Genomic DNA, 26,187 nt, shown 5'->3' on the forward strand with positions numbered 1-26,187 from the left:
GAAAAATGGCAAAAGGTAAGTTCACCCGCACCAAGCCCCACGTCAACGTGGGCACGATCGGTCACGTCGACCATGGCAAGACCACGCTGACCGCTGCGATCGCAACGGTGCTGTCGGCCAAGTTCGGCGGCGAAGCCAAGGCCTACGACCAGATCGACGCGGCGCCCGAAGAAAAGGCACGCGGCATCACGATCAACACCGCACACGTCGAGTACGAAACGGCCAACCGCCACTACGCACACGTCGACTGCCCCGGTCACGCCGACTACGTGAAGAACATGATCACCGGCGCCGCCCAGATGGACGGCGCGATCCTGGTGTGCTCGGCTGCCGACGGCCCGATGCCCCAGACCCGTGAACACATCCTGCTGGCTCGCCAGGTGGGCGTGGGCTACATCATCGTGTTCCTGAACAAGTGCGACATGGTCGACGACGCCGAGCTGCTCGAGTTGGTCGAGATGGAAGTGCGCGAGCTGCTGGACAAGTACGACTTCCCGGGCGACGCCACCCCCATCATCCACGGCTCGGCCAAGCTCGCCCTCGAAGGCGACAAGGGCAAGCTGGGCGAAGAAGCCATCATGAAGCTGGCCGAAGCGCTGGACACGTACATCCCGACGCCCGAGCGCGCCGTGGACGGCACGTTCCTGATGCCCGTGGAAGACGTGTTCTCGATCTCGGGTCGCGGCACCGTGGTGACCGGCGCCGTCGAACGTGGCGTGATCAAGGTCGGTGAAGAAATCGAGATCGTCGGCATCCGCCCGACCGTCAAGACCACCTGCACCGGCGTGGAAATGTTCCGCAAGCTGCTGGACCAAGGTCAAGCGGGCGACAACGTGGGCGTGCTGCTGCGCGGCACGAAGCGCGAAGAAGTCGAGCGCGGCCAAGTGCTGTGCAAGCCGGGTTCGATCAAGCCGCACACGCACTTCACGGCTGAAGTCTATGTGCTGAGCAAGGACGAAGGCGGCCGTCACACGCCCTTCTTCAACAACTACCGCCCGCAGTTCTACTTCCGCACGACGGACGTGACCGGCGCGATCGAGCTGCCCGAAGGCAAGGAAATGGTCATGCCTGGCGACAACGTCAGCATCACCGTGAAGCTGATCAACCCGATCGCGATGGAAGAAGGCCTGCGCTTCGCCATCCGCGAAGGCGGCCGTACCGTGGGTTCGGGCGTCGTGGCCAAGGTCATCGCTTAATCCACAGGCACAAGGACACACACCATGGCAACCAAGCAAAAGATCCGCATCCGCCTGAAGGCGTTCGACTACAAGCTCATCGACCAGTCGGCCGCTGAGATCGTGGACACCGCCAAGCGCACCGGCGCCATCGTCAAGGGCCCGGTGCCCCTGCCGACGCGCATGAAGCGTTTCGACATCCTGCGTTCGCCGCACGTCAACAAGACGTCGCGCGACCAGTTCGAGATCCGCACGCACCAGCGCCTGATGGACATCGTCGACCCGACCGACAAGACCGTGGACGCGCTGATGAAGCTCGACCTGCCGGCTGGCGTCGACGTCGAGATCAAGCTGCAGTAACTCCGGTTCTGCACTTCACCAAGGTCCGCCGGCAGCGATGCCGGCGGACCTTGTCCGTTGATTCGGACTGCGGCATGCCCCTCGCCGGGCAGGCGGGTTGCATGAAAAGGGTAGCGCGGGCTATAATCGCCGGCTCTGCCCGTTTTGCGCCTTCGCCGGTGCTTGCAGGCCGAGATTTATCAACCTTTTTTCGCAGGTCTTCAACGGGACCAAACGCTGTCGCCAATTGAAGTGGCAGCGGCGGAGAAAGACTTCCATTTTTTGGAGAAAACAAATGAGTCTGAGCAACTCCCTCGGGTTGCTGGGCCGCAAGGTGGGGATGATGCGTCTCTTCACCGATGACGGGGACGCAGTTCCTGTCACGGTGGTGGATGTGTCCAACAACCGTGTGACCCAGATCAAGTCCCAAGAGACCGACGGCTACGTCGCGCTTCAAGTGACTTTCGGTTCGCGCAAGGCATCGCGCGTGACCAAGCCGCAAGCCGGACATCTCGCCAAGGCGGGTGTCGAAGCTGGCGAAATCATCCAGGAATTCCGCGTGACCGCCGATACGGCCGGTCAGCACAAGGCTGGTGGCGTCATTGCCGCAGGCAGCGTGTTCGCGGTCGGCCAGAAGGTGGACGTGCAGGGCACTTCCATCGGCAAGGGCTACGCTGGCACCATCAAGCGTCACAACATGAGCTCGCAGCGCGCGTCGCACGGTAACAGCCGTTCGCACAACGTGCCGGGTTCCATCGGTATGGCGCAGGATCCGGGCCGCGTGTTCCCGGGCAAGCGCATGACGGGTCACCTCGGTGACGTCACCGTCACGACGCAGAACCTCGACGTGTTCCGTATCGACGAAGCGCGTCAGCTGCTGTTGATCAAGGGCGCGATCCCCGGTTCGAAGGGTGGCTTCGTCACCGTGCGTCCGGCCATCAAGGCCAAGCCCCAAGCTGCTGAAGGAGCGAAGTAATGCAACTCGAACTCCTGAACGAGCAAGGCCAGGCCGCGTCGAAGTACGACGCCCCCGAGACCGTGTTCGGCCGTGACTACAACGAAGATCTGGTTCACCAGATCGTCGTCGCATTCCAGGCCAACGCCCGTCAAGGCACGCGCGCCCAGAAGGACCGCGAACAGGTCCATCACTCGACCAAGAAGCCTTTCAAGCAAAAGGGAACGGGCCGCGCCCGTGCCGGTATGACGTCCTCGCCCCTGTGGCGTGGCGGCGGCCGCATCTTCCCGAACATGCCTGACGAAAACTTCACGCAGAAGATCAACAAGAAGATGTACCGCGCCGGCATGGCGTCGATCTTCTCGCAGCTCGCGCGTGAAGGCCGTCTGGCCGTGGTGGATTCGCTGACGGTGGATTCGCCCAAGACCAAGCCGCTCGCCGCCAAGTTCAAGGCCATGAATCTCGAGTCCGTGCTCGTGATCGCCGAAGAAGTCGACGAGAACCTCTACCTCGCCTCGCGCAACCTGGTGAACGTGCTCGTCGTCGAGCCGCGTTACGCCGATCCGGTGTCGCTGGTGCACTACAAGAAGGTGCTGGTCACCAAGGGTGCCGTCGACAAGCTCAAGGAGATGTTCGCATGAGCCGCATGAATCCTACGCCCGCTTTCCGGAATTCGTTCCAGGAAGGCCGTCTGATGGCCGTGCTGGTCGCCCCGATCGTGTCTGAAAAGGCCACGATGGTCGGCGAAAAGTCGAATACCGTCACTTTCAAGGTGCTGCAGGACGCCACCAAGCCCGAGATCAAGGCCGCTGTTGAACTGATGTTCAAGGTCGAAGTCCAGGGCGTGTCGGTGCTCAACACCAAGGGCAAGACCAAGCGCTTTGGCAAGTCCATCGGCCGCCGCGACAACGTTCGCAAGGCCTATGTGACGCTGAAGGCAGGTCAAGAGCTCAACCTCGTCGGGGAAGGCGCTTAATCATGGCCGTCATCAAGATGAAACCCACTTCGCCGGGCCAACGCGGCGCGGTGAAGATCTCGCGGGACCACCTGTTCAAGGGTGCTCCTCACGCGCCGCTGCTGGAACCCCAGTTCCAGAAGGCCGGCCGTAACAACAACGGTCACATCACGACCCGTCACAAGGGTGGTGGCCACAAGCACCACTACCGCGTGGTGGACTTCGTGCGCAACAAGGACGGCATCCCGGCCAAGGTCGAACGCATCGAGTACGACCCGAACCGCACCGCCCACATCGCCCTGGTGTGCTACGCCGACGGCGAGCGCCGCTACATCATCGCCCCGCGCGGTCTGGAAGCCGGTGCAACGCTGCTGAGCGGTTCGGAAGCTCCGATCCGCGCCGGCAACACGCTGCCGATCCGCAACATCCCGGTCGGTTCGACGATCCACTGCATCGAGCTGCAACCCGGCAAGGGCGCGCAGATCGCGCGTTCGGCCGGTACGTCGGCCACGCTGCTGGCGCGCGAAGGTGTCTACGCTCAAGTGCGCATGCGCTCGGGTGAAGTCCGCCGCGTGCACGTCGAGTGCCGCGCCACCATCGGCGAAGTCGCCAACGAAGAGCACAGCCTGCGCCGTCTGGGCAAGGCCGGTGTGAAGCGTCACATGGGTATCCGCCCGACCGTTCGCGGCGTGGTGATGAACCCGGTGGACCACCCGCACGGTGGTGGTGAAGGCAAGACCGGTGAAGGTCGCCATCCAGTCGATCCATGGGGCAACCTCACCAAGGGCTATCGCACCCGTAACAACAAGCGCACGCAGGTCTTCATCGTGTCGCGTCGCAAGAAATAAGGGGATAGCAAATGACACGCTCTCTCAAGAAGGGTCCTTTCGTCGACCACCATCTGGTGGCCAAGGCCGACAAGGCTGTGACGACCAAGGACAAGAAGCCGATCAAGACCTGGTCGCGTCGCTCGATGGTCCTGCCCGAGTTCATCGGCCTGACCATTGCCGTGCACAACGGCAAGCAGCACGTGCCTGTGTACATCACCGATCAGATGGTCGGCCACAAGCTCGGCGAATTTGCGCTCACCCGCACGTTCAAGGGGCACCCCGCGGACAAAAAAGTCCAGAAGAAGTAAGGAACGACCATGTCTGAAACACGTGCAGTCCTCCGCGGTGTCCGCCTGTCGGTCGACAAGGGCCGTCTGGTCGCGGACCTCATCCGCGGCAAGAAGGTCGATCAAGCGCTCAACGTTCTGCAATTCACGCAGAAGAAGGCCGCTGTGATCATCAAGAAGGTGCTCGAGTCGGCCATCGCCAACGCCGAGCACAACGACGGTGCCGACATCGACGAACTGAAGGTCAAGACCATCTACGTCGAACAAGGCGCCACGCTCAAGCGCTTCACCGCGCGCGCCAAGGGCCGCGGCAACCGCATCAGCAAGCCCACGTGCCATGTGTACGTGACGGTTGGCAACTAAGAGGCCGGAAGACTATGGGACAAAAAATCCACCCTACCGGCTTCCGCCTTGCGGTCAGCCGCAACTGGTCGAGCCGCTGGTACGCCAGCAACAAAGACTTCGCCGGCATGCTGGCCGAAGACATCAAGGTGCGCGAGTACCTGAAGAAGAAGCTCAAGAACGCGTCGGTTTCGCGCGTGCTGATCGAGCGTCCCGCCAAGAACGCACGCATCACGATCTACTCGGCACGTCCGGGCGTCGTGATCGGCAAGAAGGGCGAAGACATCGAGAACCTCAAGCGCGAACTCGGCAAGCAGCTGGGTGTGCCGGTCGCAGTGAACATCGAAGAAGTGCGCAAGCCTGAAATCGATGCCCAACTGATCGCCGACAGCATCACGCAGCAGCTCGAAAAGCGGATCATGTTCCGCCGCGCCATGAAGCGTGCGATGCAGAACGCCATGCGTCTGGGTGCCCTGGGCATCAAGATCATGTCGTCGGGCCGTCTCAACGGTATCGAAATCGCCCGTTGCGAGTGGTACCGCGAAGGCCGCGTGCCGCTTCACACCCTGCGCGCCGACATCGACTACGGCACCTCGGAAGCCAAGACCACCTACGGCGTCATCGGCGTCAAGGTCTGGGTCTACAAGGGCGACACGCTGGGTCGTAACGACCTGCCGGCCGTCGAAACGCCGCGTCCGGACGACGAGCGTCGCCCGCGTGGTCCCCGCCGCGATGGCCGCCCTGGTGGCGACCGTCCGGGTGGCGACCGTCGTGGTCCCGGCCCCCGTGCCGGTGGCCGTGGCCCGATCGGTGGCAACACCGCACCGGCCGATGGCAGCGACAAGCCCGCAGAAGCGACCGGTGGTGCGCCCGCAGCACCGGGTGCAGACCCGAAACCCGCCGTTAAGCGCGTCCGCAAAGCCGCGCCAGCTGCAGCAGCTGACGGTGCCAAGACCGAGTAATCGGTCTTTCCCGGGCGCGAAAGCGCTCGGGTCAGTCTCACGGAGTAATAAAACATGCTGCAACCTGCACGCAGAAAGTTCCGCAAGGAACAAAAGGGCCGCAACACTGGCATCGCTACCCGGGGCAACTCGGTGGCATTCGGTGATTTCGGTCTGAAATGCACCGACCGCGGCCGTCTGACCGCGCGCCAACTCGAAGCCGCACGTCGCGCGATCTCGCGTCACGTGAAGCGCGGTGGCCGCATCTGGATCCGCGTGTTCCCGGACAAGCCAATCTCTACCAAGCCCGCTGAAGTGCGGATGGGTAACGGTAAGGGCAACCCCGAGTACTACGTCGCGGAAATCCAACCCGGCAAGATCGTGTTCGAGATCGTCGGCGTGCCCGAAGAACTCGCCCGCGAAGCGTTCCGCCTGGCTGCTGCCAAGCTGCCGCTGCGTACCACCTTCGTCGCGCGCCAGCTCGGCACCTGATCGAGGAGAGAACACTCATGGCAACACGTAAGAAGAAGGACGCCGCGGCCAAGCCGGCCAAGGTGTCGAAGGCTGCAGCACTGCGCGACAAGGACGTCGCCGGCCTGCAAACCGAAATCAAGGATCTGCAGAAGGCCCATTTCGGTCTGCGCATGCAGAAGGCCACGCAACAGCTGTCGAACACCTCGACGCTGCGCGTGACACGTCGCGACATCGCTCGCGCCAAGACCATTCTTGCTCAGAAGCAAGAAGCACCCGCCGCCAAGTAAGGAGCAAACATGACGGAAGCTAAAAAATCCCTCAAGCGCACCTTGATCGGCAAGGTCGTGAGCGACAAGCGTGAGAAGACCGTGACCGTGCTGGTCGAGCGTCGTGTGAAGCACGAGCTCTACGGCAAGATCGTGGCCAAGACGAGCAAGTACCACGCCCATGACGAAAAGGGCGAGTACCACCTGGGCGACACCATCGAGATCACGGAAAGCCGTCCGATCTCGAAGACCAAGAACTGGGTCGTGACCCGTCTGGTCGAGAAGGCCGTCCTGGTCTGACCCTGGGCACACAGCCCCTCCCGAAACGGCCCACAATGTGGGCCGTTTCTTTTTTGTCTGGAGCATTCACATCATGATCAAAGTCGGCGACACCCTTCCCCCCGTCACCCTGCAGGAATACTCGGAAGTCGAGGGCGAAGGCTGCAGCATCGGCCCGAACGCCGTGGACGTCGCCAAGGCTTCGGCCGGCAAGACGATCGCGGTCTTCGCGCTGCCCGGTGCCTTCACGCCCACCTGCTCGGCCAAGCACGTGCCGGGCTATGTGCAGCACTTCGACGAGTTCAAGGCCGCGGGTGTCGACGAGATCTGGTGCCTGAGCGTCAACGACGCCTTCGTGATGGGCGCCTGGGCGCGCGACCAGAAGACCGGCACCAAGGTGCGCATGCTGGCCGACGGCAGCGCCGACTTCGCCAAGGCCACCGGCCTCACGCTCGACCTGACCGGCCGCGGCATGGGCCTGCGCAGCAACCGCTACTCGATGCTGGTGAAGGACGGCAAGGTCGCGACGCTCAACGTCGAGGCCCCGGGCAAGTTCGAGGTCAGCAACGCCGAGACGCTGCTGGCGCAAGCCAAGGGCTGAGCGCCCCTGTGCTGACCCCACGAAGGCGCCACGAGGCGCCTTTTTTCATGCCAGAGACACCGCGGAACCGGCTTTGCCGGGCCGCTGGTGTCGCCCCCTCGAGGGGGAAGGCGAAGCGACACGCAGTGCGCGAGCATTCGGGGGTGGGCCAGGGACTGCCCCCCTTGAGGGGGAGGGCGAAGCGACACGCAGTGCGCGAGCCTTCGGGGGTGGGTCAGAGCTCGACTTTCAGGTAGTGCGAGCCCGGGATCGGGTTGTGATAGTAGGGTGGCACCTCGACGAAGCCCAGGTCCTCGTAGAGCGTGCGCGCCGACTCCATGTCGTCGAGCGTGTCCAGCAGCACGCAGGCGTAGCCCGCGGTGCGTGCCGCATCGAGGATGGCTTCGGCCAGCCGCCGGCCCAGTCCCAGGCCGCGAAAGCCGGGGCGCACGTAGAGCCGCTTCATCTCGGCCGCGTTGGGGTCGTCGGCGCTGTCGAGCGGCCGCAGCGCGCAGCAGCCGGCCACCACCGCCTGCCGGCCATCGGCCAGGCGCAGCATCGTTGGACGGTGCTCGGGGGCCGCGGGAATGTCGGTGGCCGCTACCAGCGCCAGCAGCAGCGCGCCGCGCGGCTCGGCGTAGTCGCCGGGCAGAGCCGCGAGTTCCTCGGCGAAATTCTGGAAGCTCAGGTCGATGCCCAGGCCGCCGGCGTACTCGGTGAACACGGCGCGCAGGGCGTCGAGTTCGTCCGCTGCGTGCGGCGTGATCAGCACGATGTCGGGCGTGCCGATCAGCGGCAGCGTGCGCGAGGCGGGGAAGGTGCTCATGAGCGCAAGGTTCCGATCCAGAGCGCGAAGCCGACGCAGGCCGCGAACAGCACCAGGGCCAACAGACGCGATGCGGCATCGTCCCGGCTGGGTTGCGCGGCGGTGGACGCGGGCGCCACGAGGGTCTTGTCGCCCGAGATCATCGGGCCGACCAGGCGGTGCCGCCGCACCAGCGCGTAATAGAGCACCGCCAGCAGGTGCAGCACCAGCAGCGCGATCACCAGCCATTTGCCGCGCTCCGCGTGCCAGCCGGTGGCCAGGCTGGCGGTGGCGCCCGACACCAGGTGCGACAGCGGGCCCACGTTGGAAATCTCGTCGTCGGCCAGCAGGCCGGTGCCGACCTGCAGCGCCAGCAGCCCCAGCATCGCGAAGACCGACAGCGCGCCCAGCGGGTTGTGGCCGATCAGGTGGTCCGGATGGGCGTCGCCGCGCAGGTAGGCGACGACCGAGCGCGGCCGGTAGAGGAAGGCCGCGAAGCGCGACCAGCGCCCGCCGACGAAGCCCCAGAGCAGCCGGAACAGCAGCAGCGCCAGCACCAGGTAGCCGAGCCTGAAGTGCCATTCCATGGCGCCGAGGAAGCCGGTAGCGAGCAGGCCGCCGACGCCCAGCGCCAGCAGCCAGTGGAAGGCCCGCGTCGGCAGGTCCCAGATGCGTGTGCGCGTCGGGCGTACCTCGTCGATGGTCTGGGACGGAGAAGGAGTCATCGGGCGGACAAAGAGGGCCGAAAAGGGGCGGGAGGCGCAGATTAGCAAATCTCGGCGGCCGCGGCCGGAAGCCCCATGTCGCGCCTGCGCCTTCGCGGCCCTCTAAACTGTTCGCCGGTGCCGCAGGCGCGGCGCCGATCCCCCACGAAATAAGGAAGCCCATGATTCGTCTTGCCAGCCTTGCGCTGGCTGCGGCAGTTGTTGTCGCAGCCGTGCTGCCCGTCCATGCCCAGCCCCAGAAGTTCGACAAGCCCGAGGACGCCATCAAGTTCCGCCAGGCCACGCTCAAGGAGATGCAGCAGAACTTCAAGCGGGTCGCCGACATGGCCTCGGGCCGCGACGACTTCAATGCCAAGGTGGCCGACGAGAGCGCGCAGCGCGTGGCCGAGCTGATCAAGCAGCCCTGGGTGGCCTTCGGTCCCGGGACCGAAGGCGGCAAGGCCAAGCCGGAGGTCTGGACCGAGCAGGCGAAGTTCAAGGACCTGGCCGGCAAGGCCGAGGGCGAGATGGTCAAGCTGGCGGCCGCGGCCAAGACCGGCAACCTCGATGCCATCAAGGCCTCGATCGGCGCGGCGGGCGCGACCTGCAAGGCGTGCCACGACAGCTTCAGAGCACGCTGACCCACCCCCGAAGGCTTCGCGGCACTTCGTGTCCGCTTGCCCTCCCCCTCAAGGGGGCGACACCGACGGCCCGGCAAAGCCGGTTCCGTGGTGTCTCTGGCCCACCCCCGAATGCTCGCGCACTGCGTGTCGCTTCGCCTTCCCCCTCAAGGGGGCGATACCAGCGGCCCGGCAGAGCCGGTTCCGCGGTATCCCAGGAACAGAAAAGAAAAAGGCACCTTGCGGTGCCTTTTTCTTTGTGCGGTGTCGGGCCGCTCAGGCCTCGGCCAGCAGCTTCTCGATCAGCTTGTGCAGTTCGGCGAAGTCGGGCTCGCCCACGTAGCGCTTCACGATCTCGCCGCGCTTGTTGACGATGTAGGTGGTGGGGGTGAGCGCCACGTCGCCCCAGGCCTTGGCCACGGCGCCGGTGTTGTCGATCGCGACCTTGAAGGGAAGCTTGCGGGTTTCCGTGAAGTTCACCACGTAGCTGGGCGGGTCGTAGCTCATGGCGACGGCCAAGGTGTCGTAGCCTTGCGCCTTGTACTTGTCGTAGGTGGCGATCACCTTGGGCATCTCGGCCACGCAAGTCACGCAGCTGGTGGCCCAGAAGTTGACCAGCGTCACCTTGCCCTTCAAGTCTTCCGTGGTCTTCTGGCTGCCGTCGAGCAGCACGAAGGTCGATGCCGGGGCGGTCGAGACGCCGGTCTTCAGGTAGACGCCGGCGCCGGCGGCGAGGGCGATCACGAGCGCAGCGACAGGGAGTAGTTTTTTCATGGAGACCGATGGAATGGACCGCCGCAATTTTAGTTCCGCCTGTCTGGCCTTGCCTGCCTCATTGGCATTGCTGGCCATGCAACAGGCGCATGCACTGTCCTTGAGCGATCTCAGCAGCGCCGACGCCTCCAGCGGCGTCAAGGCTGCGCTCGAGAAAGGCGCCACCGTGGCCGTGAGCCTGCTGGGCCGGCCCGACGGCTTCCTGGGCAATCCCAAGGTGCGCATTCCGCTGCCCGGCTATCTCGAGGACGGCTCGAAGGTGCTGCGCATGATGGGGCAGGGCGGCCGCATCGACGAACTGGTCACGGCCATGAACCGCGCGGCCGAGCAGGCGGTGCCGGCGGCCAAGGACCTGCTGGTCAACGCGGTGCGCACCATGAGCGTGACCGACGCCAAGGGCATCCTCACGGGCGGCGACAACTCGGTCACGCAGTTCTTCGCCGGCCGCACGCGCGCGCCGCTGACCGAGCGTTTCCTGCCGATCGTGAGCGCGGCCACGGTCAAGGTGAAGCTGGCCGACAAGTACAACCAGCTCGCGGGCAAGGCCGCCGGCTTCGGGCTGGTGAAGAAGGAGGACGCCAACCTCCAGGGCTACGTCACCGGCAAGTCGCTCGACGGCCTCTACCTGATGATCGGCGAGGAAGAGCGCAAGATCCGCCAGGATCCCGTGGGCAGCGGCAGCGCGATCCTGCAGAAGGTGTTCGGCGCCATCCGCTGAGCCGCTTCGGAGCGGGTCGCACGCCCATAATCGCGACCCGATGCCTTCTTCGTCCCGCGCCGGTCCGGCCGCCTTCCTTCTCCTTGCCGCGGCCGCGTTGGCCGCCTGCAGCCTCACCTTCAACTGGCGCGAGGTGCCGATCGGCGACGGCGGCCTGATCGCGCTGCTGCCCTGCAAGCCCGACCGCGCGAGCCGCGCGCTGCCCCTGGGCGCCGAGTCCGTGAACGTCGAGATGGCGGGCTGCGAGGCCGGCGGCGCCACCTTCGCGGTGGCCCATGCGCGCGCCGCCGATGCGGCCCAGGCCGAGGCCTGGCTGGGCGCCTGGCGTGCGGCCACGCGCACCCAGCTGGCGGGCGTCACGGCAAAGGAGTCCGCGGGCGTGGTGCCGCGCGCCGCGCTGCAGCCGGCGCCGGTCCGGCTCGATGCGGGCGATCGCAACGGGCCCGGCCCGGCCGCGCGGGTGCTGTGGTTCGCGCAATGGCGCGCGGGCGGCGTCTCGATCTACCAGGCCACGGTGTTGGGCACACCGGCCGATGCCGAAGCCGTGACCACCTTCTTCGAAGGCCTGAGGCTGCCATGAGCCGGCGGCGGCCCGCACCATGAGCGCCCTTCCCCTGGCGCCCGCCCGCAGCGACCTGCTGCGCAGCACGGCCCGCGCGATCGCGGTCTTTGTCGCCTTCGCCTTCGCCTATTTCCTGTCGACGCTGGTGCGCGCCATCACCGCCACGCTGTCGCCGGTGCTGACCGAGGAGTTCGACCTGCAGTCGCGCGACCTGGGCCTGCTGGCCGGCGGCTATTTCTTCGGCTTTGCGCTCACGCAGCTGCCCATGGGCGCCTGGCTCGACCGCCATGGACCCAAGCGCGTGGTGCTGTGCTTCCTGACGGCGGCCGTCGCCGGCTGCCTGCTGTTCTCGCAGGTCACCGAGTTTCCGATGCTGCTGGCCGCGCGCGTGCTCACCGGCGTGGGCGTGAGCGCCTGCCTGATGGCGCCGCTGACCGGCTACCGGCGCTGGTTCGATCCCTCGCTGCAGCTGCGCGGCAACGCCTGGATGCTGATGGTCGGCTCGCTGGGGCTGGTGGCCGCGACCCTGCCGGTGCACTGGCTGGTGCCGCTGTTCGGCTGGCGCCCGCTGTTCTGGCTGCTGGCCGCGGGCGTGCTGCTCTCGATGGTGCTGATCGCCTGCGTCGCGCCCGCATGGCGACCGCTGGCGCCGGCGCCGGGCGGCAGCGACGTGGCGCCGGGCTACGGCGCCGTGTTCCGCGACCCCTTCTTCCGCAAGCTCACGCCGATCGGCTTCTTCAACTACGGCGGCTTCGTCGCGCTGCAGACGCTGTGGGTCGTGCCCTGGCTCACGCGCGTGGCGGGCCACTCGCCCTTCGAGGCCGCGAGCGCGCTGTTCCGCATCAGCCTCGCGCTGCTGGCCGCCTATTGGCTCTGGGGCGCGATCAATCCCTGGCTGGTGCGGCGAAGCCTCGGCGCTGCGCGCCTGCTCACCTGGGGCCTGCCGCTCAACATGGGCCTGCTGGCGCTGATGATCGTGGCCGGGCCGGCGGCCGGCAGCGCCGCCTGGATGCTGCTGCTGTGCGTCTCCACCGTCGTCACGCTGGCACAGCCGGCGGTGGCGATGGCGCTGCCCGCGGCGCTGGCCGGCCGCGCGCTGTCGGCGTACAACCTGGTGGTGTTCCTCGGCATCTTCACCGTGCAGTGGGGCCTCGGCCTGCTGATCGACCTGTTCCTCGGCCTGGGCCTGGACACGGTGGACGCCTTCCGCGCGGCCTTCGCGGTGTTTCTGGGCTGCTGCGTGCTGTCGTACCTCTACTTCCTCTGGGCGCCCCCGCATAATCGACATCCGTCCCCTCGCGTCGCATGAACAGCATCCTCCTCATCGCCCACGCTCCGCTCGCACAGGCGCTGCGGCAGTGCGCGCTGCACGTGTTTCCCGACTGCGAGCAGAACATCGCGGCGCTCGACGTGCTGCCCAACGTGTCGCCCGAGGAAACCCTGGCCGCCGCGCGCATCACGCTCGAGCTGCAGCTGCGCGCGCCGCGCTCCCAGGTGCTGGTGCTGGCCGACGTGTTCGGCGCCACGCCCTGCAACGTGGCGCAGAAGCTGGTCGACGGCGCGCGCTCGCGGCTCGTGGCCGGCGTCAACCTGCCGATGCTGCTGCGCGCCGTGAGCTACCGCAACGAACCGCTCGATGCGCTGGTGCAGCGTGCGATCGCGGGCGGCACGGCGGGCGTGATGCAGGTGGCGGTGGCCGCTCCCCAGAACCAGGCGAGAAGAAAACACAGTGATCAAGACATCCGTGACCATCAGCAATAAGCTGGGCCTGCACGCCCGCGCCTCGGCCAAGCTCACCAAGCTGGCCGGCAGCTTTCCGTGCGAAGTCTGGCTCTCGCGCGGCGAGCGCCGCGTCAACGCCAAGAGCATCATGGGCGTGATGATGCTGGCCGCCGGGCTCGGCTCGACGGTGGTGCTGGAAACCATCGGCGAGCAGGAGCAGCAGGCCAGCGACGCGCTCATCGCGCTCATGAACGACAAGTTCGGCGAAGGGGAGTGACCGTGGCGCGCTTCCAGGCCTTCCCGCCGCGCTCGCGCTGCACGCCTCGGATGGCGCCATGACCTTCGCCGTCCACGGCCTCCCCGTCGCCCGCGGCATCGCCATCGGGCGTGCGGTGCTGGTGGTGTCGAGCCGCATCGACGTCGCGCACTACTTCGTCAAGCCCGAGCAGATCGAGAGCGAGATCGACCGCGTGCGCAGCGCGCGCAACGCGGTCGCCGACGAGCTGACCAAGCTGCAGGCCAGCGTCGCGCTGATGGGGCCCAGCGAGGCGCCGCACGAACTCGCGGCACTGCTCGAGGTGCACCAGATGCTGCTGCAGGACGAGGCACTGAGCGGCGGCGTCAAGCACTGGATCACCGAGCGCCTCTACAACGCCGAATGGGCGTTGACCACGCAGCTCGAAGTGATCGCGCGCCAGTTCGACGAGATGGAGGACGCCTACCTGCGCGAGCGCAAGGCCGACCTCGAGCAGGTGGTCGAACGCATGCTGCACCGCATGAAGGGCACGGCCGCGGTGCTCGCGCCCACGCCGCCGCGGCGCAAGCGCGCGGCCCACAGCGACGACGACGACGGGCACGACCCGACCTCGGGCGAGGGCGCCGATGCGCCGCTGGTGCTGATCGCGCACGACCTGTCGCCGGCCGACATGCTGCAGTTCAAGAAGAGCGTGTTCGCCGGCTTCGTCACCGACGTGGGCGGCCGCACCTCGCACACCGCCATCGTCGCGCGCAGCATGGACATCCCGGCGGTGGTCGGCGCGCGCACCATGAGCCAGTTGGTGCGCCAGGACGACTGGGTCATCATCGACGGCGATGCCGGTGTGGTGATCGTCGACCCTTCCCCGATCATCCTGGCCGAGTACGGCTTCAAGCAGCGCCAGGGCGAGCTCGAGCGCGGTCGCCTCACGCGGCTGCGCCACAAGCCGGCCGTGACGCTCGACGGCGAGCGCGTCGAACTGCTGGCCAACATCGAGATGCCCGAGGACACGCTGGGCGCGGTCAAGGCCGGCGCGGTGGGCGTGGGCCTGTTCCGCAGCGAGTTCCTGTTCATGGGCCGCGAGGCGCAGCGCCTCACGCGCCTGCCCGACGAAGAAGAGCAGTACCTCGCCTACCGCCGCGCGGTCGAGGGCATGCAGGGCATGCCGGTCACCATCCGCACCATCGACGTCGGCGCCGACAAGCCGCTCGACGGCAAGGCGGTGCGCGACGACTACCTGAACCCGGCGCTGGGCCTGCGCGCGATCCGCTGGAGCCTGGCCGACCCGGCGATGTTCCTCACGCAGCTGCGCGCCATCCTGCGCGCCGCCTCGCACGGCGAGATCCACCTGCTGATCCCCATGCTCGCGCACGCCAGCGAGATCCGCCAGACGCTGGCGCTGATCGAGGAGGCGCGCGCGCAGCTCGACCGGCGCGGCGCGGTGCACGGCCGGGTCAAGCTGGGCGCGATGATCGAGATCCCGGCCGCGGCGCTCACGCTCAAGACCTTCCTCAAGCACTTCGACTTCCTCTCGATCGGCACCAACGACCTGATCCAGTACACGCTGGCCATCGACCGTGCCGACGAGGCCGTGGCCCACCTCTACGACCCCGCCCATCCGGCCGTGCTGCGCCTGGTGGCCGAGACCATCGCCGAGTGCCGGCGCCAGGGCAAGGGCGTGAGCGTGTGCGGCGAGATGGCCGGCGACGTGAACTTCACGCGCCTGCTGCTGGGCCTGGGGCTGCGCAGCTTCTCGATGCACCCGTCGCAGATCCTGGCGGTCAAGCAGGAAGTGCTGCGCGCCGACACGAGCAAGCTGGAAGCCTGGGCGCAGGACGTGCTCGCGGCCGAAGAGCCCGCGGCCCTGCTCGCCGCGCCGCGCTGAGGCCAGGCCGCCGCCGCTGCGGCCGAGGCAGGCCGGTGCCGCCGCAATAAAACGAAACACGCCGATACGGCGGCGAGAAGACTTCGGCGCGCGCGGATCGCACCATCGAGGCTCCTTCATTCCTTCACCGAAAGGACCTCGCCATGAACATCCGCCGCACCTTCCTCGCCGTTTCCGCCATCGCCCTGCTGGGCACCGTCGCCGCGGCCCAGGCCGAGGACTATCTCGGCGTCCAGACCTCGCCCGGCGCCGCCGTGAAGCGTGCCGACGTGATGGCCGACGCCGTCCGTGCCGCCAACGCACCCGACCAGAACGTGGCGCGCGGTTCGCGCGGCGCCGAACAGGTCATCGTGTCGCAGGACCGCGCGATCGCGCGCGCGGAGGCCGTGCGCGCGGCCGCCGCGCCCGACCAGAACGTGAGCGCGGGCTCGCGTGTCAACAGCCGCCTGGTCTCGACGCAGCCGCAGCCGCTCGATGCGGCCCGCGCCAGCGCGCCCAAGCCGGCCGCCAGCCGCCTTTGAGCGCTCGCAGCCCCTTAATCTCATCGGAAAGCATCGTCATGAAACCCTGGTTCCAACGCAGCCTGGTCGGCCTCTTCGGCGGCGCGCTCGTGCTCGGCAGCCTCGTGGGCTGCGCCGGCCACCGCCACGGCGGCGACAGCGACTCGGCCGAATTCCGCGCCCGCATGGTCGAGCGCGTCGGCAGCAAGCTCGACCTCGATGCCGCGCAGCAGCAGAAGCTGACCGCGCTGGCCAATGCCCTGCAGGCGCAGCGCGAAGCCCTGCGCGGCGGCGGCGACCCGCGCGCCCAGTTCAAGGCCCTGTTCGCCGGCGACAAGCTGGACCAGGCGGGCGCGGCCCGGCTGGTCGAAGAGAAGACCGCGGCCCTGCGCGCCGGCAGCCCGGAGATCATCGCGGCCACGGCCGACTTCTTCGATCACCTGCGCCCCGCCCAGCAGCAGAAGGTGCGCGAGTTCATGGACCGCGGCCGCCGCTGGGGCCGGCATGGTTGAGCCCCGCCACCGCGCCGCCACCTTCACCGCACCGGCGGCTGCGACGCGACCGCCAACGGAGTGCCTGCGATGCGCCGCATCTTCCCGATGCCTTCGAGCCTGATCGTGAGTCTTCTGTGGGGCGCCGCCAGTAGGCACAATCCGACCATGTCACGCATCCTGCTGATCGATGACGACGAGCACCTCGCGGCGCCGCTGGCCACCTACTTCGCGCGCTTCGACTGCGTGCTCGACAGTGCCACGCGGCCCAGCGAGGGCCTGGCCAAGCTGCGTGCGGAACACTACGACGCGGCCATCCTCGACGTGATGCTGCCCGAGATGGACGGCTTCGCGCTGTGCCGCGCGATCCGCACCGAAAGCGACATCCCGATCGTGATGCTCACCGCGCGTGGCGAGGTGATGGACCGCGTGGTCGGGCTCGAACTGGGCGCCGACGACTACGTGCCCAAGCCCTTCGAGCCGCGCGAGCTGGTGGCGCGCGTGCAGACCATCCTGCGGCGCCAGCGCCAGTCGGTGCCGCAGGTGGTCACGACGCAGCGCCAGGATTTCGACGGCCTGTCGATCGACCTCGACCGGCGCGAGGTGCTGCGCCATGGCGAGCGCGTCGAGCTCACGGGCACCGAGTTCGAACTGCTGGCGCTGCTGGCGCGGCAGCCGGGCAAGGTCTGGAGCCGCGACGACATCCTCAACCAGCTGCGCGGCCAGGAGGCCGACTTCTACACACGCGCGGTCGACATCGTGGTGAGCCGGCTGCGCAAGAAGCTCGAGCCGCTCGACTGCATCAAGACGCTGCGCAACGCGGGCTACGCACTGGCCGTGGGCAAATGAGGCGGCCGCGCGCGAACGACGAGCGGCGCTGGCGGCACCGCTGGAAGCATTCGCTGCGGCTGCGGCTCATCACGGTGTTCGTGCTGCTGGCGCTGGCCATGACCACCGTCTTCCTGGGCGGCATGCAGCACGCCTTCAAGACCGGCTGGCGCGAGGCGGCCCAGCCGCTGCTGATCGACTACATCGACCGGCTGGTGCAGGAGATCGGCAGCCCGCCGGACGTGGAGCGTGCCCGGGCGCTGGTGGCGCGCCTGCCGATCTCGATCCGCATCGACGGGCCGCAGGTGCAGTGGGACTCGCATCCCGCCAAGGACCGGCGCGGCTGGTGGGACGATCACCGCGAGGGGGGCGACGCGCGCGACGAGTGGTTCCGGCGCAGCACCGCCGACGGCCATGTGCTGACCTTCGGCCTGGGCGATTCGCCGGTGCGCGACCGGCCGCACGGCATCGGCTGGGTCATCCTCGCGCTGCTGCTGGGCCTGATCATGGCCGCCTACGCCTACGTGCGGAAGCTGCTGCGCCCGCTCGACGACATCCGCGTCGGGGCCGAGCGCTTCGGCCGCGGCGCCTTCGACCAGTCGATCCCGCTGCGGCGCCACGACGAACTGGGCGAGCTGGCCCAGCGCATCAACACCATGGCGCAGGACATCCGCGGCATGCTCGACGCCAAGCGCTCGCTGCTGCTGGCGCTGAGCCACGAGCTGCGCTCGCCGCTCACACGCGCGCGGCTCAATGCCGAACTGCTGCCGGCCACGCCCGAGGGCGAGGTCGAGCGCGAGGCGCTGCTGCGCGACCTCAACGAGATGCGCGACCTGATCAGCGACCTGCTCGAGAGCGAGCGCCTGGCCAGTCCGCACACCGGCCTGCAGCGCGAGCCCGTCGACCTGGCGGCGCTGATCCGCGAGACCGTGGCCGAGATGCCGGGCGCGCAGAACGTGCACCTGGACCTGGTGCAGGGCCTGCCGCCGCATGCCGTCGACCGCATGCGCATCCGGCTGCTGGTGCGCAACCTGCTGGACAACGCCCTGCGCTACAGCACGGGTGCGCCCCGGCCGCCCTGCGTATCCTTGCGCGCGGTGCTGGACGGCCCGAAGCAGGGCGTGGAGATCGAGGTGCGCGACCATGGGCCCGGCGTCGACGAGGCGCAGCTCGACCGGCTGACCGAGCCCTTCTACCGCACCGACGGCGCGCGTGCACGGGCCACCGGCGGCGTCGGGCTGGGCATGCACCTGTGCCGGCTGATCGCCGAGGCGCATGGCGGCGAGGTGGTGGTGCGCAATGCGCATCCGGGGCTGCAGATCACGATCCGGCTGCCTTAGTCCGAGGTCGCGCAGGCCGCCCACGGCCTGTCGCCTGCGCTACCAGCGCGGCCGAAACCCAGGGCTACGATGCGCCTCCTCATCCACACCAGACAGGGAGAACGCACCATGACCAGCCCACGCATCAACCACCAGGTCCGCCTCGCCAAACGCCCCGAGGGCAAGGCCACGCGCGAGCATTGGCACTTCACCACTGAGGCCGTCGCCGAGCCCGAGGAGGGCGGCGTGCTGGTCCAGGTGCTGTCGCTGTCGCTCGACCCGGCCATGCGCGGCTGGCTCAACGATGCCAGGAGCTACATCCCGCCCGTGGCCATCGACGAGGTGATGCGCGCCGGCGGCGTCGGCCGCGTGATCGCGTCGAAGAACCCCGCTTTCGCGGTCGGCGACACGGTCTACGGCACGCTGGGCGTGCAGGAATACATCCTCATCGCGCAGGACCAGGTCAAGCGCAACGGGCTGGTCAAGATCGACCTCGGCGTCGGCACCATCGGCCAGTGGCTCAACGTGCTCGGCATGCCAGGCATGACCGGCTATTTCGGCCTGATGGACGTGGGCCAGCCCCAGCCCGGCGAAACGGTGGTGGTGTCGGGCGCGGCCGGCGCGGTCGGCCAGACCGTGGGCCAGCTCGCCAAGCTCAAGGGCTGCCGCGTGGTCGGCATCGCGGGCGGCGCGGCCAAGTGCGAATGGGTGGTGAAGGAGCTGGGCTTCGACGCCTGCATCGACTACAAGGCCGGTGAAGGCGCGGTGCGCGCGGGCCTCAAGGAGCACTGCCCCAAGGGCGTGGACATCTATTTCGACAACGTCGGCGGCGAGATCCTCGACCACGTGCTCGCCAAGCTGGCGCGCAAGGCGCGGATCATCATCTGCGGCGCCATCAGCCAGTACAACAACGCCAACAGCGTGCCGGCCGCCGGGCCGCGCAACTACCTGAGCCTGCTGGTCAACCGGGCGCGCATGGAAGGCATCGTGGTCTTCGACTACGCCGACCGCTATCCCGTGGCCATCGCCGAACTCGCGGGCTACCTGAAGGACGGCCGCATGAAAAGCAAGGAAGACACAGTGGTGGGGCTCGACACCTTCCCGGAAGCGCTCAACCGGCTGTTCAGCGGCGAGAACTTCGGCAAGCTGGTGCTGCAGATCGCAAACTAGCGCTCGAACGCACGTCGCATTGGCAATTTGATCGATCAGATTGCTAACTATGGTTAACTGGTAGTCAACAGGCTTCTTTCGCCGATTGACGGTCGCTAAACTCCGCTGGCCTTTCGGGGCCAGCCGTTGGTTCGGCGACTGAATTCAGGGAATCCAAGAAATGCGGAAGAAGATCCTCGTACCGTTCGCCATGGCCGGCATCCTCTCCCAGGGCGCAGGGGCCGCGGACGGCGGCACCCTCCACTTCACCGGCGAGATCGTCGATGCGCCCTGCGCGATCGCGCCCGGCAGCCAGCACCTGAATGTGCCGCTGGGCCCGGTGACGCGCAGGGCCTTCGACGAGGCGACCCCCGGTTTCGCGGCGGCGGGTAAGAAGGCGACTTCCATCGCCAGGTTCCGCATCGAACTGCTGGGCTGCGGCGCCTCCGCCAAGGGCGCGACCGTGCGCTTCGTCGGCCGGGCCGATGCCGACGACACCACCAGCCTTCGTCTGTCCGAGCCCGGCCAGCAGGGGGTGGCGGCGGCTTCGGGCGTGGCGGTCGAACTGGGCGCTGCGGACGGCACCAAGATCGCACTGGGCGCGTCCTCGGGGCCTTACACGCTGGGCCTGGGCGACAACTCGCTCAGCTTCCAGGCTGCCTATGTCGCGACCCGGACGACCGTGACCCCCGGGCCGGCCAACGCGGTGGCGCAGTTCACGGTCGCCTACAAGTAGCCAAGCTGCCGATCGCGTGGCATCTGTCGCGCCGGCGTTGCTCGGCTGGCCGCGTTCTTCCTGCGTTACGGCCATGTCCCCCCTCGAAGCAACGCCGTGAATGGGCGAATTGCCGCGCGCTCGTTGGATGAGTGCCACCGCCTTGCCCGGCCTAGGCCGGCGGCAGGAGGCAATGGCACAACCTCGGGAGGAGGGCATCGGTGGCGCCGAAAGCGTCGCACCGGGGCGAATTCCGTTGCATCAAAGCCACTGATTGAAAACTAAAGTTTCCTGTGATCGACTTAAACGGGGAAATCACACAGATGAAGCGAAACATTGCTAACTACTGTTAACTCTCGATTAATGTACTTCTTCTCTCGTACTTGAGTCGCTAAACTCCGATCGCCTCGCGTCAGCGGGCAGTCAGTTATCGGAATTAGCACATCAAATTCAGGGAATGAAAATGCAAAAGAATCGTTTGATCCAAATCGCCGCGCTGGTCGCGGTCGCCGCCCTCTCGCAGGGCGCGCTTGCCCAAAGCAGCGGCACCATCAACTTCACGGGCGACATCGTCGACGCGCCGTGCTCGATCGCCGCCGGCAGCCAGAACAAGTCCGTGCCGCTGGGCAAGGTGGCGCGCACGGCCTTCGACGGCGCAACCGCCGGCACCGCGACGGTGGGCAAGCATGCGCCCGCCGCCGATTTCACCATCGACCTGCTGGGCTGCGGCGCGACGGCCAAGGGCGCGACCGTGACCTTCTCGGGCACGGCCGATGCCGACGACGCCACCGTGCTGCGCATTGCCAATGCCGGTCAGGTCGGTGTGACGGCCGCTTCGGGCGTGGGGATCGAGATCGGCGACTCGGCCGGCACCAAGATCGCGCTGGGCTCGGCCTCGGGTCAGTACGCGCTGGGCCAGGGCGACAACTCACTCAAGTTCAAGGCCTCCTATGTCGCGACCAAGACGGCCGTGACCACCGGACCGGCCAACTCGACCGCGCAGTTCACGGTCGCCTACAAGTAACGGCGTCCAGGGTGGCGGCCGCTCCGGCCTGAGGCTGAAGCGACCACTGCTTCGGCGCTGGCCGGGCGCGCCATGCATGCCGGGCATCGATGCCGGACCCCAGGTCCGGCCGGTGCCGGCCTTTCTCTTCTCGCTCTTCATCTGTTTGTTCGGCCGCCGCCGCGCGTGCTGCCGAGCGGGCTGGCGCATGCGCCTGGCCCGGACCCAGGACTCTTTTCCATGTGCCGCACTCATCGCTTTCGCTGGACCCTCGCTTTCCTGCTGATGCTGGGCCTGCATTGGCCCGCCGTTGCGGGCGTGACGCTGGGCGGCACGCGCGTGATCCTCGGCGAGAAGGACCGCGAAGCCTCCATCCCGGTGAAGAACACCGGCACCTCGCCCTATGTGGTGCAGGCCTGGATCGACGCCGGCGAAGGCAAGAACAAGACCCCCCTGCTGGTCACACCGCCGCTGTCGCGGCTGGACCCCGGCATGGAGAACATCCTGCGCATCCTGCGCGTGGGGGGCGAGCTGCCGGCCGACCGGGAGTCGGTGTTCTGGCTCAACGTCAAGGAGATCCCCGAGAAGTCGGCCGAGGAGAACGTGCTGCAGATCGCGGTGCGCAGCCGCATCAAGCTGTTCTACCGACCGGCGAAGCTCACGGGCAAGCAGGAGGAGGCGCGCACCCGGCTCACCTGGGCCGTCGGTCCCGGCGCGTCAGGCCAGGATGCCGTGCTCAAGGTCGGCAATCCCACGCCCTATCACGTGACCTTCACCGCCTTGAACGTCAACGACGGCCAGCAGCAGATCAACGCCGACATGGTGCCGCCCTTCGGCGAGATGGCGTACCCACTCACCGCCGTCAAGGCGCCGCAGCCGGTCCAGGTGCGCTTCACCACGCTCAACGACTACGGCGCCGAGACGCCCGAGGAGCGTGTGCAGGTGCCGGTGGGCGACACGCCGGTGGCGGTGAAGGCCGAGCTGGTGCCTGTGGCCGCGGACGCGGCGAAGCGCTGAGGCGCCGGGATCGCTCGCCATGCGTGCTCTCCATGCCCCGTTCCGCTTGGCGCTGTGTGCCACGCTGCTCGGCACGCTGGGCGTGCCGAGCCATGCCCGAGCGCAAGCGGTCGCCTCGAATTTCAACGAAGAATTCTTGAGCATCGGCGGTGACCAGCCGCATGCCGACCTGTCGCTGTTCTCCTTCGGCAACCGCGTGCTCGCGGGCCAGTACCGGGTCGACGTCTCGCTCAACGAGCGCGGCGCCGGGCAGGCCGACATCCGCTTCGTGGAACAGGAAGGCAAGGCCGATGCCGTGCCCTGCCTCACGCGCCGCATGCTCGACGACTGGGGTGTCAACGTGGCGGTGTTCCCGACGCTGGTGGCCTTGGCCGACGATGCTTGCGTCGACCTGGGCACGGCGATCCCCGATGCCAGCTTCAGCTACGACGGTGGCAAGCAGCGCCTGTTCGTGAGCATCCCGCAGGCGGCGCTCAAGCGCTCGGCGCGCGGCGCGGTCGGCCCGGAGAAGTGGAACCCGGGCATCACCGCCGGCATGCTCGACTACCAGTTCAACTTCGCGCGCTACAGCGGCGACAACTACCGCAACGACCCCAAGCCTTCGAGCACCCCGCAGAGCGTGTTCGACGGCAACCCCTTCGACGACCGCACCAAGGCGCTGCAGCGCAACACGCTGTTCGCGGGCCTGCGCGCGGGCTTCAATCACAGCGGCTGGCGCTTCCGGCACTTCTCCACCTACAACCGCGGCATCGACGGCCAGGGTCGCTGGCAGGCCGTCAACAGCTATGCGCAGCGCGACCTGGCCTCGATCCAGGGCCAGCTGCTGATCGGCGACGGCAGCACGCCGGGCAACTTCTTCGACAGCCTGCCCTTCCGCGGCGTGCAGGTCTCCTCCGACGATGCGATGCTGCCCGACAGCCAGCAGGGCTACGCGCCCACCATCCGCGGCGTGGCGCAGACCAACGCGCGCGTGACGGTGCGCCAGAACGGCTACGTGGTCTACAGCACCTTCGTGGCGCCGGGCGCCTTCGTGATCGACGACCTCTATCCCACGGCCTCCAGCGGCGACCTCGAGGTGACCATCACCGAGGCCGACGGCCGCCAGACGAAATACATCCAGGCCTTCTCGGCCGTGCCCACCTTGCTGCGCGAAGGCACCTGGCGCTATTCGGCCACGGCGGGGCGCTACCGCAACAACTACGACGGCAGCGTGATCGGCGGGCGGCCCTCGCTGACGCAGCCGACCTTCCTGCAGGCCACGCTGGCGCGCGGCCTGGGCCGCGAGTTCTCGCTCTACGGCGGCGTGCTGGCGGCGAACATGTACCGATCGCTGCTCCTGGGCGTGGGCAAGAACCTGCGCGACTTCGGCGCCGTGTCGGTGGACCTCTCGAGCGCGCGCACCACCGACCGCACGCCCTTCAATGGCCAGAAGCGTTTCGACGGGCAGTCGCTGCGCTTCCTCTATTCGAAGTCCTTCCTCGACTCGGGCACCAACTTCCGCGTGGCGGGCTACCGCTACTCGACCAGCGGCTTCCGCACCTTCCAGGAAGCGGTGCAGATGCAGGACCTGCAGCCCTTCGAGGCCTTCAACAGCCGGCGCAACGAACTGCGCTTCGAGCTCTCGCAGCAGATCGGCGACAAGGGCTCGGTGTTCGCCTCCGCGCGCCAGCAGAGCTACTGGGGCACCGACGCCAAGGACCGCCTGGTGCAGGTCGGCTACTCGGGCAACTACAAGCAGTTCGGCTACAGCGTGTTCTACAACCAGAGCACCAGCCTGAACCGCGCGCCGCTGCGCCAGCTGATGTTCACCTTGAGCATCCCGCTGGGCGACACGCGGGCCAGCGCGCAGTACACGGCCACACGTGACAACAGCGGCCGCGTGAACCAGCAGGCCAGCCTCTATGGCAGCGCCTTCGACGACAGCCGCCTGACGTACAACGTGACGGCCGGCAGCACCAACCAGGGCGGTGGCAGCACCGGCAGCGGCAGCGCGAGCTACCTGTCGCCGGTGGGCCGTTTCGACCTCGGCCATTCGCAGGGCCGGGGCTACGGCCAGAGCACCTTCGGCATGGCCGGCGGCATGCTGATCCACGGCGGCGGGCTCACGCTGTCGCAGCCACTGGGCGAGACCATCGGCCTGGTGCGGGCACCCAAGGCGCAGGGCGTGGGCGTCGAGTCCCAGCCCGGCGTGGCGACCGACGGTGCGGGCCAGGCGGTGATCCCCAACCTGACGCCGTACCGATTGAACCGCCTGGCGCTGCGCACGGCCGACCTGGGCGACACGGTGGAGGTGAAGAACGCGGTGACCGAAGTGGTGCCCACGCGCGGCGCGGTGGTGGTGGCGAGCTTCGAGACCTCGGTGGGCTACCGGCTGCTGATGACGCTGAGCGACGCGAAGGGCCGCGCGCTGCCGCTGGGTTCGAAGATCGAGAGCGAGGCGGGCCAGGAAGTCGGCATCGTCGGGCCCGATGGCCAAGCCTTCGTCACGGGCGCGGGCCAGCGCGGGCGGCTGACGGTGCGCTGGGGGCAGGGTGCGGGCGACCAGTGTGTGGTGCCCTACAGCCTGCCCGAGGAGAAGAGTCCGCCGCCGATCCGGGAATTGACGGGGCAGTGTGCGGCACCCGTGCCGGGCGAGGCGCCGGCCAAGGGAATCCAATGAACCTCATCCGCCACTTGATCTTCATCGCCAGGACGAAGCGCTGTCGTCGCATGGGCCTTGCGCTGGCGACGCTGGCATTGCTGTGCGGCGCGCCCGGGGCCTGGGCGACCTGCGTGCGCTATCCAAGGACCCTGGCGAAGTCCGTCACCATGGACATGGGCCGGGTGTTCATTCCCAACGACCTTGCGGTGGGCGGCAGCATCGCCAGCAGAGAGTTCGCGATTCCGACTCGAGGCATCTCGGAGTTCGTGTTCGACTGCACCCGCGGCGGCGGGACGCTCATCGGTGTGATGTTGCAAGGAAGCCCGGTCGAGAGTGGCTCCGCGATCTACTCGACCGCGGTGACGGGGGTCGGCATCCGCTTGTCGCGAGTGATCACTGCGGATTTGATCGTGACCTATCCGCACCGGCTCGCGCGCCCCGCCACCAACATCTATTTTCCGGAAGGCACCAAGTTCAAGGTGGAATTGATCAAGACGGCCGCCGTGACCGGCAATGGCCCGCTGGCTGCAGGCACCTACACCCAGTACTACGGCGACGGTGACAGCGTGTCGATGCTGACCACCACGCTGTCCGGCAACGGCATCACCATCATCACGCCCTCCTGCACCGTCGACGCCGGCTCGCGCAACATCCCTGTGAACTTCGGCAAGGTGGCGACCTCCAGTTTCAGCGGCCGAAGCAGCACGGCGGGCGACCGCAACTTCAACATCCAGCTCAACTGCAGCGCCGGCCAGAACGCACAGAACACGGTGCAGATCAAGATGGATGCGACGGCCGACCCCGCGAACGTGGACGGGGTGTTGCGCCTCACGCAAGCAGCTGCCGGCACGAACACCGCGGGTGGCATCGGCATCCAAGTCGTCAACGCCAACACCCAGGCCGCGGTCAAGTTCGGCGACACCGTGGACGTGGGCCCATCGAAGGACGGCAGCTACGTGCTGCCCTACACCGCGCGTTACTACCAGACCGGCGACAGGGTGGCGCCGGGCCAGGCCAACGGCACGGCGACCTTCACGCTCGACTACAGATAGCCG

General features: G+C 67.6%; 33 protein-coding genes. 30 read left to right on the forward strand and 3 right to left on the reverse strand.

The features are described 5' to 3' along the window. Window positions 1-5 precede the first annotated feature (5 nt). The 13 genes from tuf (at window position 6) to A9977_RS06925 (ending at window position 7,444) form a co-directional block, all read left to right on the forward strand. Window positions 6-1,196 carry an elongation factor Tu gene (gene tuf / locus A9977_RS06865; RefSeq protein ID WP_183024149.1) on the forward strand — a complete coding sequence of 397 codons (1,191 nt, stop codon included), beginning with the start codon at window positions 6-8 and terminating at the stop codon, window positions 1,194-1,196. A 24-nt stretch (window positions 1,197-1,220) separates the two neighbouring features. Then, window positions 1,221-1,535 carry a 30S ribosomal protein S10 gene (rpsJ, locus tag A9977_RS06870; protein ID WP_028250951.1) on the forward strand — a complete coding sequence of 105 codons (315 nt, stop codon included), beginning with the start codon at window positions 1,221-1,223 and terminating at the stop codon, window positions 1,533-1,535. Between the two features lie 274 nt (window positions 1,536-1,809). Next, complete coding sequence (gene rplC / locus A9977_RS06875) at window positions 1,810-2,490, forward strand: 50S ribosomal protein L3 (RefSeq protein WP_183024150.1); 681 nt, start codon at window positions 1,810-1,812, stop codon at window positions 2,488-2,490. After that, window positions 2,490-3,110, forward strand: a complete 621-nt coding sequence (gene rplD, locus A9977_RS06880; RefSeq protein WP_183024151.1) for a 50S ribosomal protein L4 — start codon at window positions 2,490-2,492, stop codon at window positions 3,108-3,110. The genes rplC and rplD overlap by 1 nt, the downstream gene beginning before the upstream one ends. After that, a complete protein-coding gene (gene rplW / locus A9977_RS06885) occupies window positions 3,107-3,445 on the forward strand; it encodes a 50S ribosomal protein L23 (protein ID WP_183024152.1) in 339 nt (112 codons plus the stop codon). Before rplD ends, rplW begins: the two co-directional genes overlap by 4 nt. Window positions 3,446-3,447: 2 nt before the next feature. Then, a complete protein-coding gene (gene rplB / locus A9977_RS06890; RefSeq protein ID WP_183024153.1) occupies window positions 3,448-4,272 on the forward strand; it encodes a 50S ribosomal protein L2 in 825 nt (274 codons plus the stop codon). 11 nt (window positions 4,273-4,283) lie between these two features. After that, window positions 4,284-4,562 carry a 30S ribosomal protein S19 gene (gene rpsS, locus A9977_RS06895; RefSeq protein ID WP_007838132.1) on the forward strand — a complete coding sequence of 93 codons (279 nt, stop codon included), beginning with the start codon at window positions 4,284-4,286 and terminating at the stop codon, window positions 4,560-4,562. Window positions 4,563-4,571: 9 nt separating this feature from the next. After that, entirely contained in the window at window positions 4,572-4,904 is a 333-nt protein-coding gene (gene rplV / locus A9977_RS06900) for a 50S ribosomal protein L22 (protein ID WP_007838134.1), read from the forward strand. 14 nt (window positions 4,905-4,918) lie between these two features. Further along, window positions 4,919-5,845: a 30S ribosomal protein S3 gene (gene rpsC, locus A9977_RS06905; protein ID WP_183024154.1), complete on the forward strand. Its 927-nt coding sequence runs from the start codon at window positions 4,919-4,921 to the stop codon at window positions 5,843-5,845. Window positions 5,846-5,899: 54 nt separating this feature from the next. Further along, on the forward strand, window positions 5,900-6,316 hold the full coding sequence (gene rplP, locus A9977_RS06910) for a 50S ribosomal protein L16 (protein WP_183024155.1): 417 nt from the start codon (window positions 5,900-5,902) through the stop codon (window positions 6,314-6,316). A gap of 62 nt (window positions 6,317-6,378) precedes the next feature. Next, a complete protein-coding gene (gene rpmC / locus A9977_RS06915; RefSeq protein WP_183024449.1) occupies window positions 6,379-6,585 on the forward strand; it encodes a 50S ribosomal protein L29 in 207 nt (68 codons plus the stop codon). Between the two features lie 9 nt (window positions 6,586-6,594). After that, window positions 6,595-6,864, forward strand: coding sequence for a 30S ribosomal protein S17 (gene rpsQ / locus A9977_RS06920; protein ID WP_140844734.1), 270 nt, complete (start codon window positions 6,595-6,597; stop codon window positions 6,862-6,864). 73 nt (window positions 6,865-6,937) lie between these two features. Next, complete coding sequence (locus A9977_RS06925) at window positions 6,938-7,444, forward strand: peroxiredoxin (RefSeq protein ID WP_183024156.1); 507 nt, start codon at window positions 6,938-6,940, stop codon at window positions 7,442-7,444. Window positions 7,445-7,658: 214 nt separating this feature from the next. Here the strand turns inward: A9977_RS06925 and A9977_RS06930 are convergent, their stop codons facing one another. Together A9977_RS06930 and A9977_RS06935 are read right to left on the reverse strand one after the other, a co-directional pair. Further along, window positions 7,659-8,249 (reverse strand): GNAT family N-acetyltransferase, encoded by a 591-nt coding sequence (locus A9977_RS06930; protein WP_183024157.1) that lies wholly within the window; start codon window positions 8,247-8,249, stop codon window positions 7,659-7,661. After that, window positions 8,246-8,953: a cytochrome b/b6 domain-containing protein gene (locus A9977_RS06935; RefSeq protein WP_183024158.1), complete on the reverse strand. Its 708-nt coding sequence runs from the start codon at window positions 8,951-8,953 to the stop codon at window positions 8,246-8,248. The genes A9977_RS06930 and A9977_RS06935 overlap by 4 nt, the downstream gene beginning before the upstream one ends. Window positions 8,954-9,114: 161 nt before the next feature. Between A9977_RS06935 and A9977_RS06940 the strand changes: the two genes are divergently transcribed. Continuing rightward, window positions 9,115-9,573, forward strand: coding sequence for a cytochrome c (locus A9977_RS06940; RefSeq protein WP_183024159.1), 459 nt, complete (start codon window positions 9,115-9,117; stop codon window positions 9,571-9,573). A gap of 255 nt (window positions 9,574-9,828) precedes the next feature. On the opposite strand, the gene A9977_RS06945 is transcribed toward A9977_RS06940, so the two are convergent. Continuing rightward, entirely contained in the window at window positions 9,829-10,326 is a 498-nt protein-coding gene (locus A9977_RS06945; protein WP_183024160.1) for a TlpA disulfide reductase family protein, read from the reverse strand. Between the two features lie 13 nt (window positions 10,327-10,339). Between A9977_RS06945 and A9977_RS06950 the strand changes: the two genes are divergently transcribed. From A9977_RS06950 to A9977_RS07025, 16 genes are all read left to right on the forward strand, one after another. Next, window positions 10,340-11,044 (forward strand): DUF4197 domain-containing protein, encoded by a 705-nt coding sequence (locus A9977_RS06950; RefSeq protein WP_183024161.1) that lies wholly within the window; start codon window positions 10,340-10,342, stop codon window positions 11,042-11,044. Between the two features lie 40 nt (window positions 11,045-11,084). Further along, the gene (locus A9977_RS06955) at window positions 11,085-11,624 is read left to right on the forward strand and encodes a hypothetical protein (protein WP_183024162.1); all 540 of its coding nucleotides are present in this window, start codon (window positions 11,085-11,087) and stop codon (window positions 11,622-11,624) included. A 19-nt stretch (window positions 11,625-11,643) separates the two neighbouring features. Beyond that, entirely contained in the window at window positions 11,644-12,915 is a 1,272-nt protein-coding gene (locus A9977_RS06960) for an MFS transporter (protein WP_183024163.1), read from the forward strand. Further along, window positions 12,912-13,367 carry a PTS sugar transporter subunit IIA gene (locus A9977_RS06965; protein ID WP_183024164.1) on the forward strand — a complete coding sequence of 152 codons (456 nt, stop codon included), beginning with the start codon at window positions 12,912-12,914 and terminating at the stop codon, window positions 13,365-13,367. Before A9977_RS06960 ends, A9977_RS06965 begins: the two co-directional genes overlap by 4 nt. Further along, complete coding sequence (locus tag A9977_RS06970; protein ID WP_183024165.1) at window positions 13,336-13,605, forward strand: HPr family phosphocarrier protein; 270 nt, start codon at window positions 13,336-13,338, stop codon at window positions 13,603-13,605. Before A9977_RS06965 ends, A9977_RS06970 begins: the two co-directional genes overlap by 32 nt. A gap of 58 nt (window positions 13,606-13,663) precedes the next feature. Then, window positions 13,664-15,469 (forward strand): phosphoenolpyruvate--protein phosphotransferase, encoded by a 1,806-nt coding sequence (ptsP, locus tag A9977_RS06975; protein WP_183024166.1) that lies wholly within the window; start codon window positions 13,664-13,666, stop codon window positions 15,467-15,469. A gap of 143 nt (window positions 15,470-15,612) precedes the next feature. Continuing rightward, window positions 15,613-15,990, forward strand: coding sequence for a DUF4148 domain-containing protein (locus tag A9977_RS06980; protein ID WP_183024167.1), 378 nt, complete (start codon window positions 15,613-15,615; stop codon window positions 15,988-15,990). Window positions 15,991-16,028: 38 nt separating this feature from the next. Further along, window positions 16,029-16,481, forward strand: a complete 453-nt coding sequence (locus tag A9977_RS06985; RefSeq protein ID WP_183024168.1) for a Spy/CpxP family protein refolding chaperone — start codon at window positions 16,029-16,031, stop codon at window positions 16,479-16,481. A 147-nt stretch (window positions 16,482-16,628) separates the two neighbouring features. Continuing rightward, window positions 16,629-17,309, forward strand: coding sequence for a response regulator transcription factor (locus tag A9977_RS06990; protein WP_183024169.1), 681 nt, complete (start codon window positions 16,629-16,631; stop codon window positions 17,307-17,309). After that, window positions 17,306-18,628: an ATP-binding protein gene (locus tag A9977_RS06995; RefSeq protein ID WP_183024170.1), complete on the forward strand. Its 1,323-nt coding sequence runs from the start codon at window positions 17,306-17,308 to the stop codon at window positions 18,626-18,628. Before A9977_RS06990 ends, A9977_RS06995 begins: the two co-directional genes overlap by 4 nt. 108 nt (window positions 18,629-18,736) lie before the next feature. Next, window positions 18,737-19,777 carry an NADP-dependent oxidoreductase gene (locus tag A9977_RS07000; RefSeq protein ID WP_183024171.1) on the forward strand — a complete coding sequence of 347 codons (1,041 nt, stop codon included), beginning with the start codon at window positions 18,737-18,739 and terminating at the stop codon, window positions 19,775-19,777. Between the two features lie 160 nt (window positions 19,778-19,937). After that, complete coding sequence (locus tag A9977_RS07005; protein WP_183024172.1) at window positions 19,938-20,492, forward strand: fimbrial protein; 555 nt, start codon at window positions 19,938-19,940, stop codon at window positions 20,490-20,492. Window positions 20,493-20,934: 442 nt separating this feature from the next. Next, window positions 20,935-21,495: a fimbrial protein gene (locus tag A9977_RS07010; protein ID WP_183024173.1), complete on the forward strand. Its 561-nt coding sequence runs from the start codon at window positions 20,935-20,937 to the stop codon at window positions 21,493-21,495. A 219-nt stretch (window positions 21,496-21,714) separates the two neighbouring features. Continuing rightward, entirely contained in the window at window positions 21,715-22,491 is a 777-nt protein-coding gene (locus A9977_RS07015) for a molecular chaperone (protein ID WP_183024174.1), read from the forward strand. 19 nt (window positions 22,492-22,510) lie between these two features. Then, on the forward strand, window positions 22,511-25,150 hold the full coding sequence (locus A9977_RS07020; RefSeq protein WP_183024175.1) for a fimbria/pilus outer membrane usher protein: 2,640 nt from the start codon (window positions 22,511-22,513) through the stop codon (window positions 25,148-25,150). Between the two features lie 14 nt (window positions 25,151-25,164). Further along, entirely contained in the window at window positions 25,165-26,184 is a 1,020-nt protein-coding gene (locus tag A9977_RS07025) for a fimbrial protein (protein WP_259651856.1), read from the forward strand. Window positions 26,185-26,187: the final 3 nt, after the last annotated feature.

The organism is Variovorax sp. UMC13 (genome assembly GCF_014170375.1).
GTDB lineage: Bacteria > Pseudomonadota > Gammaproteobacteria > Burkholderiales > Burkholderiaceae_C > Variovorax.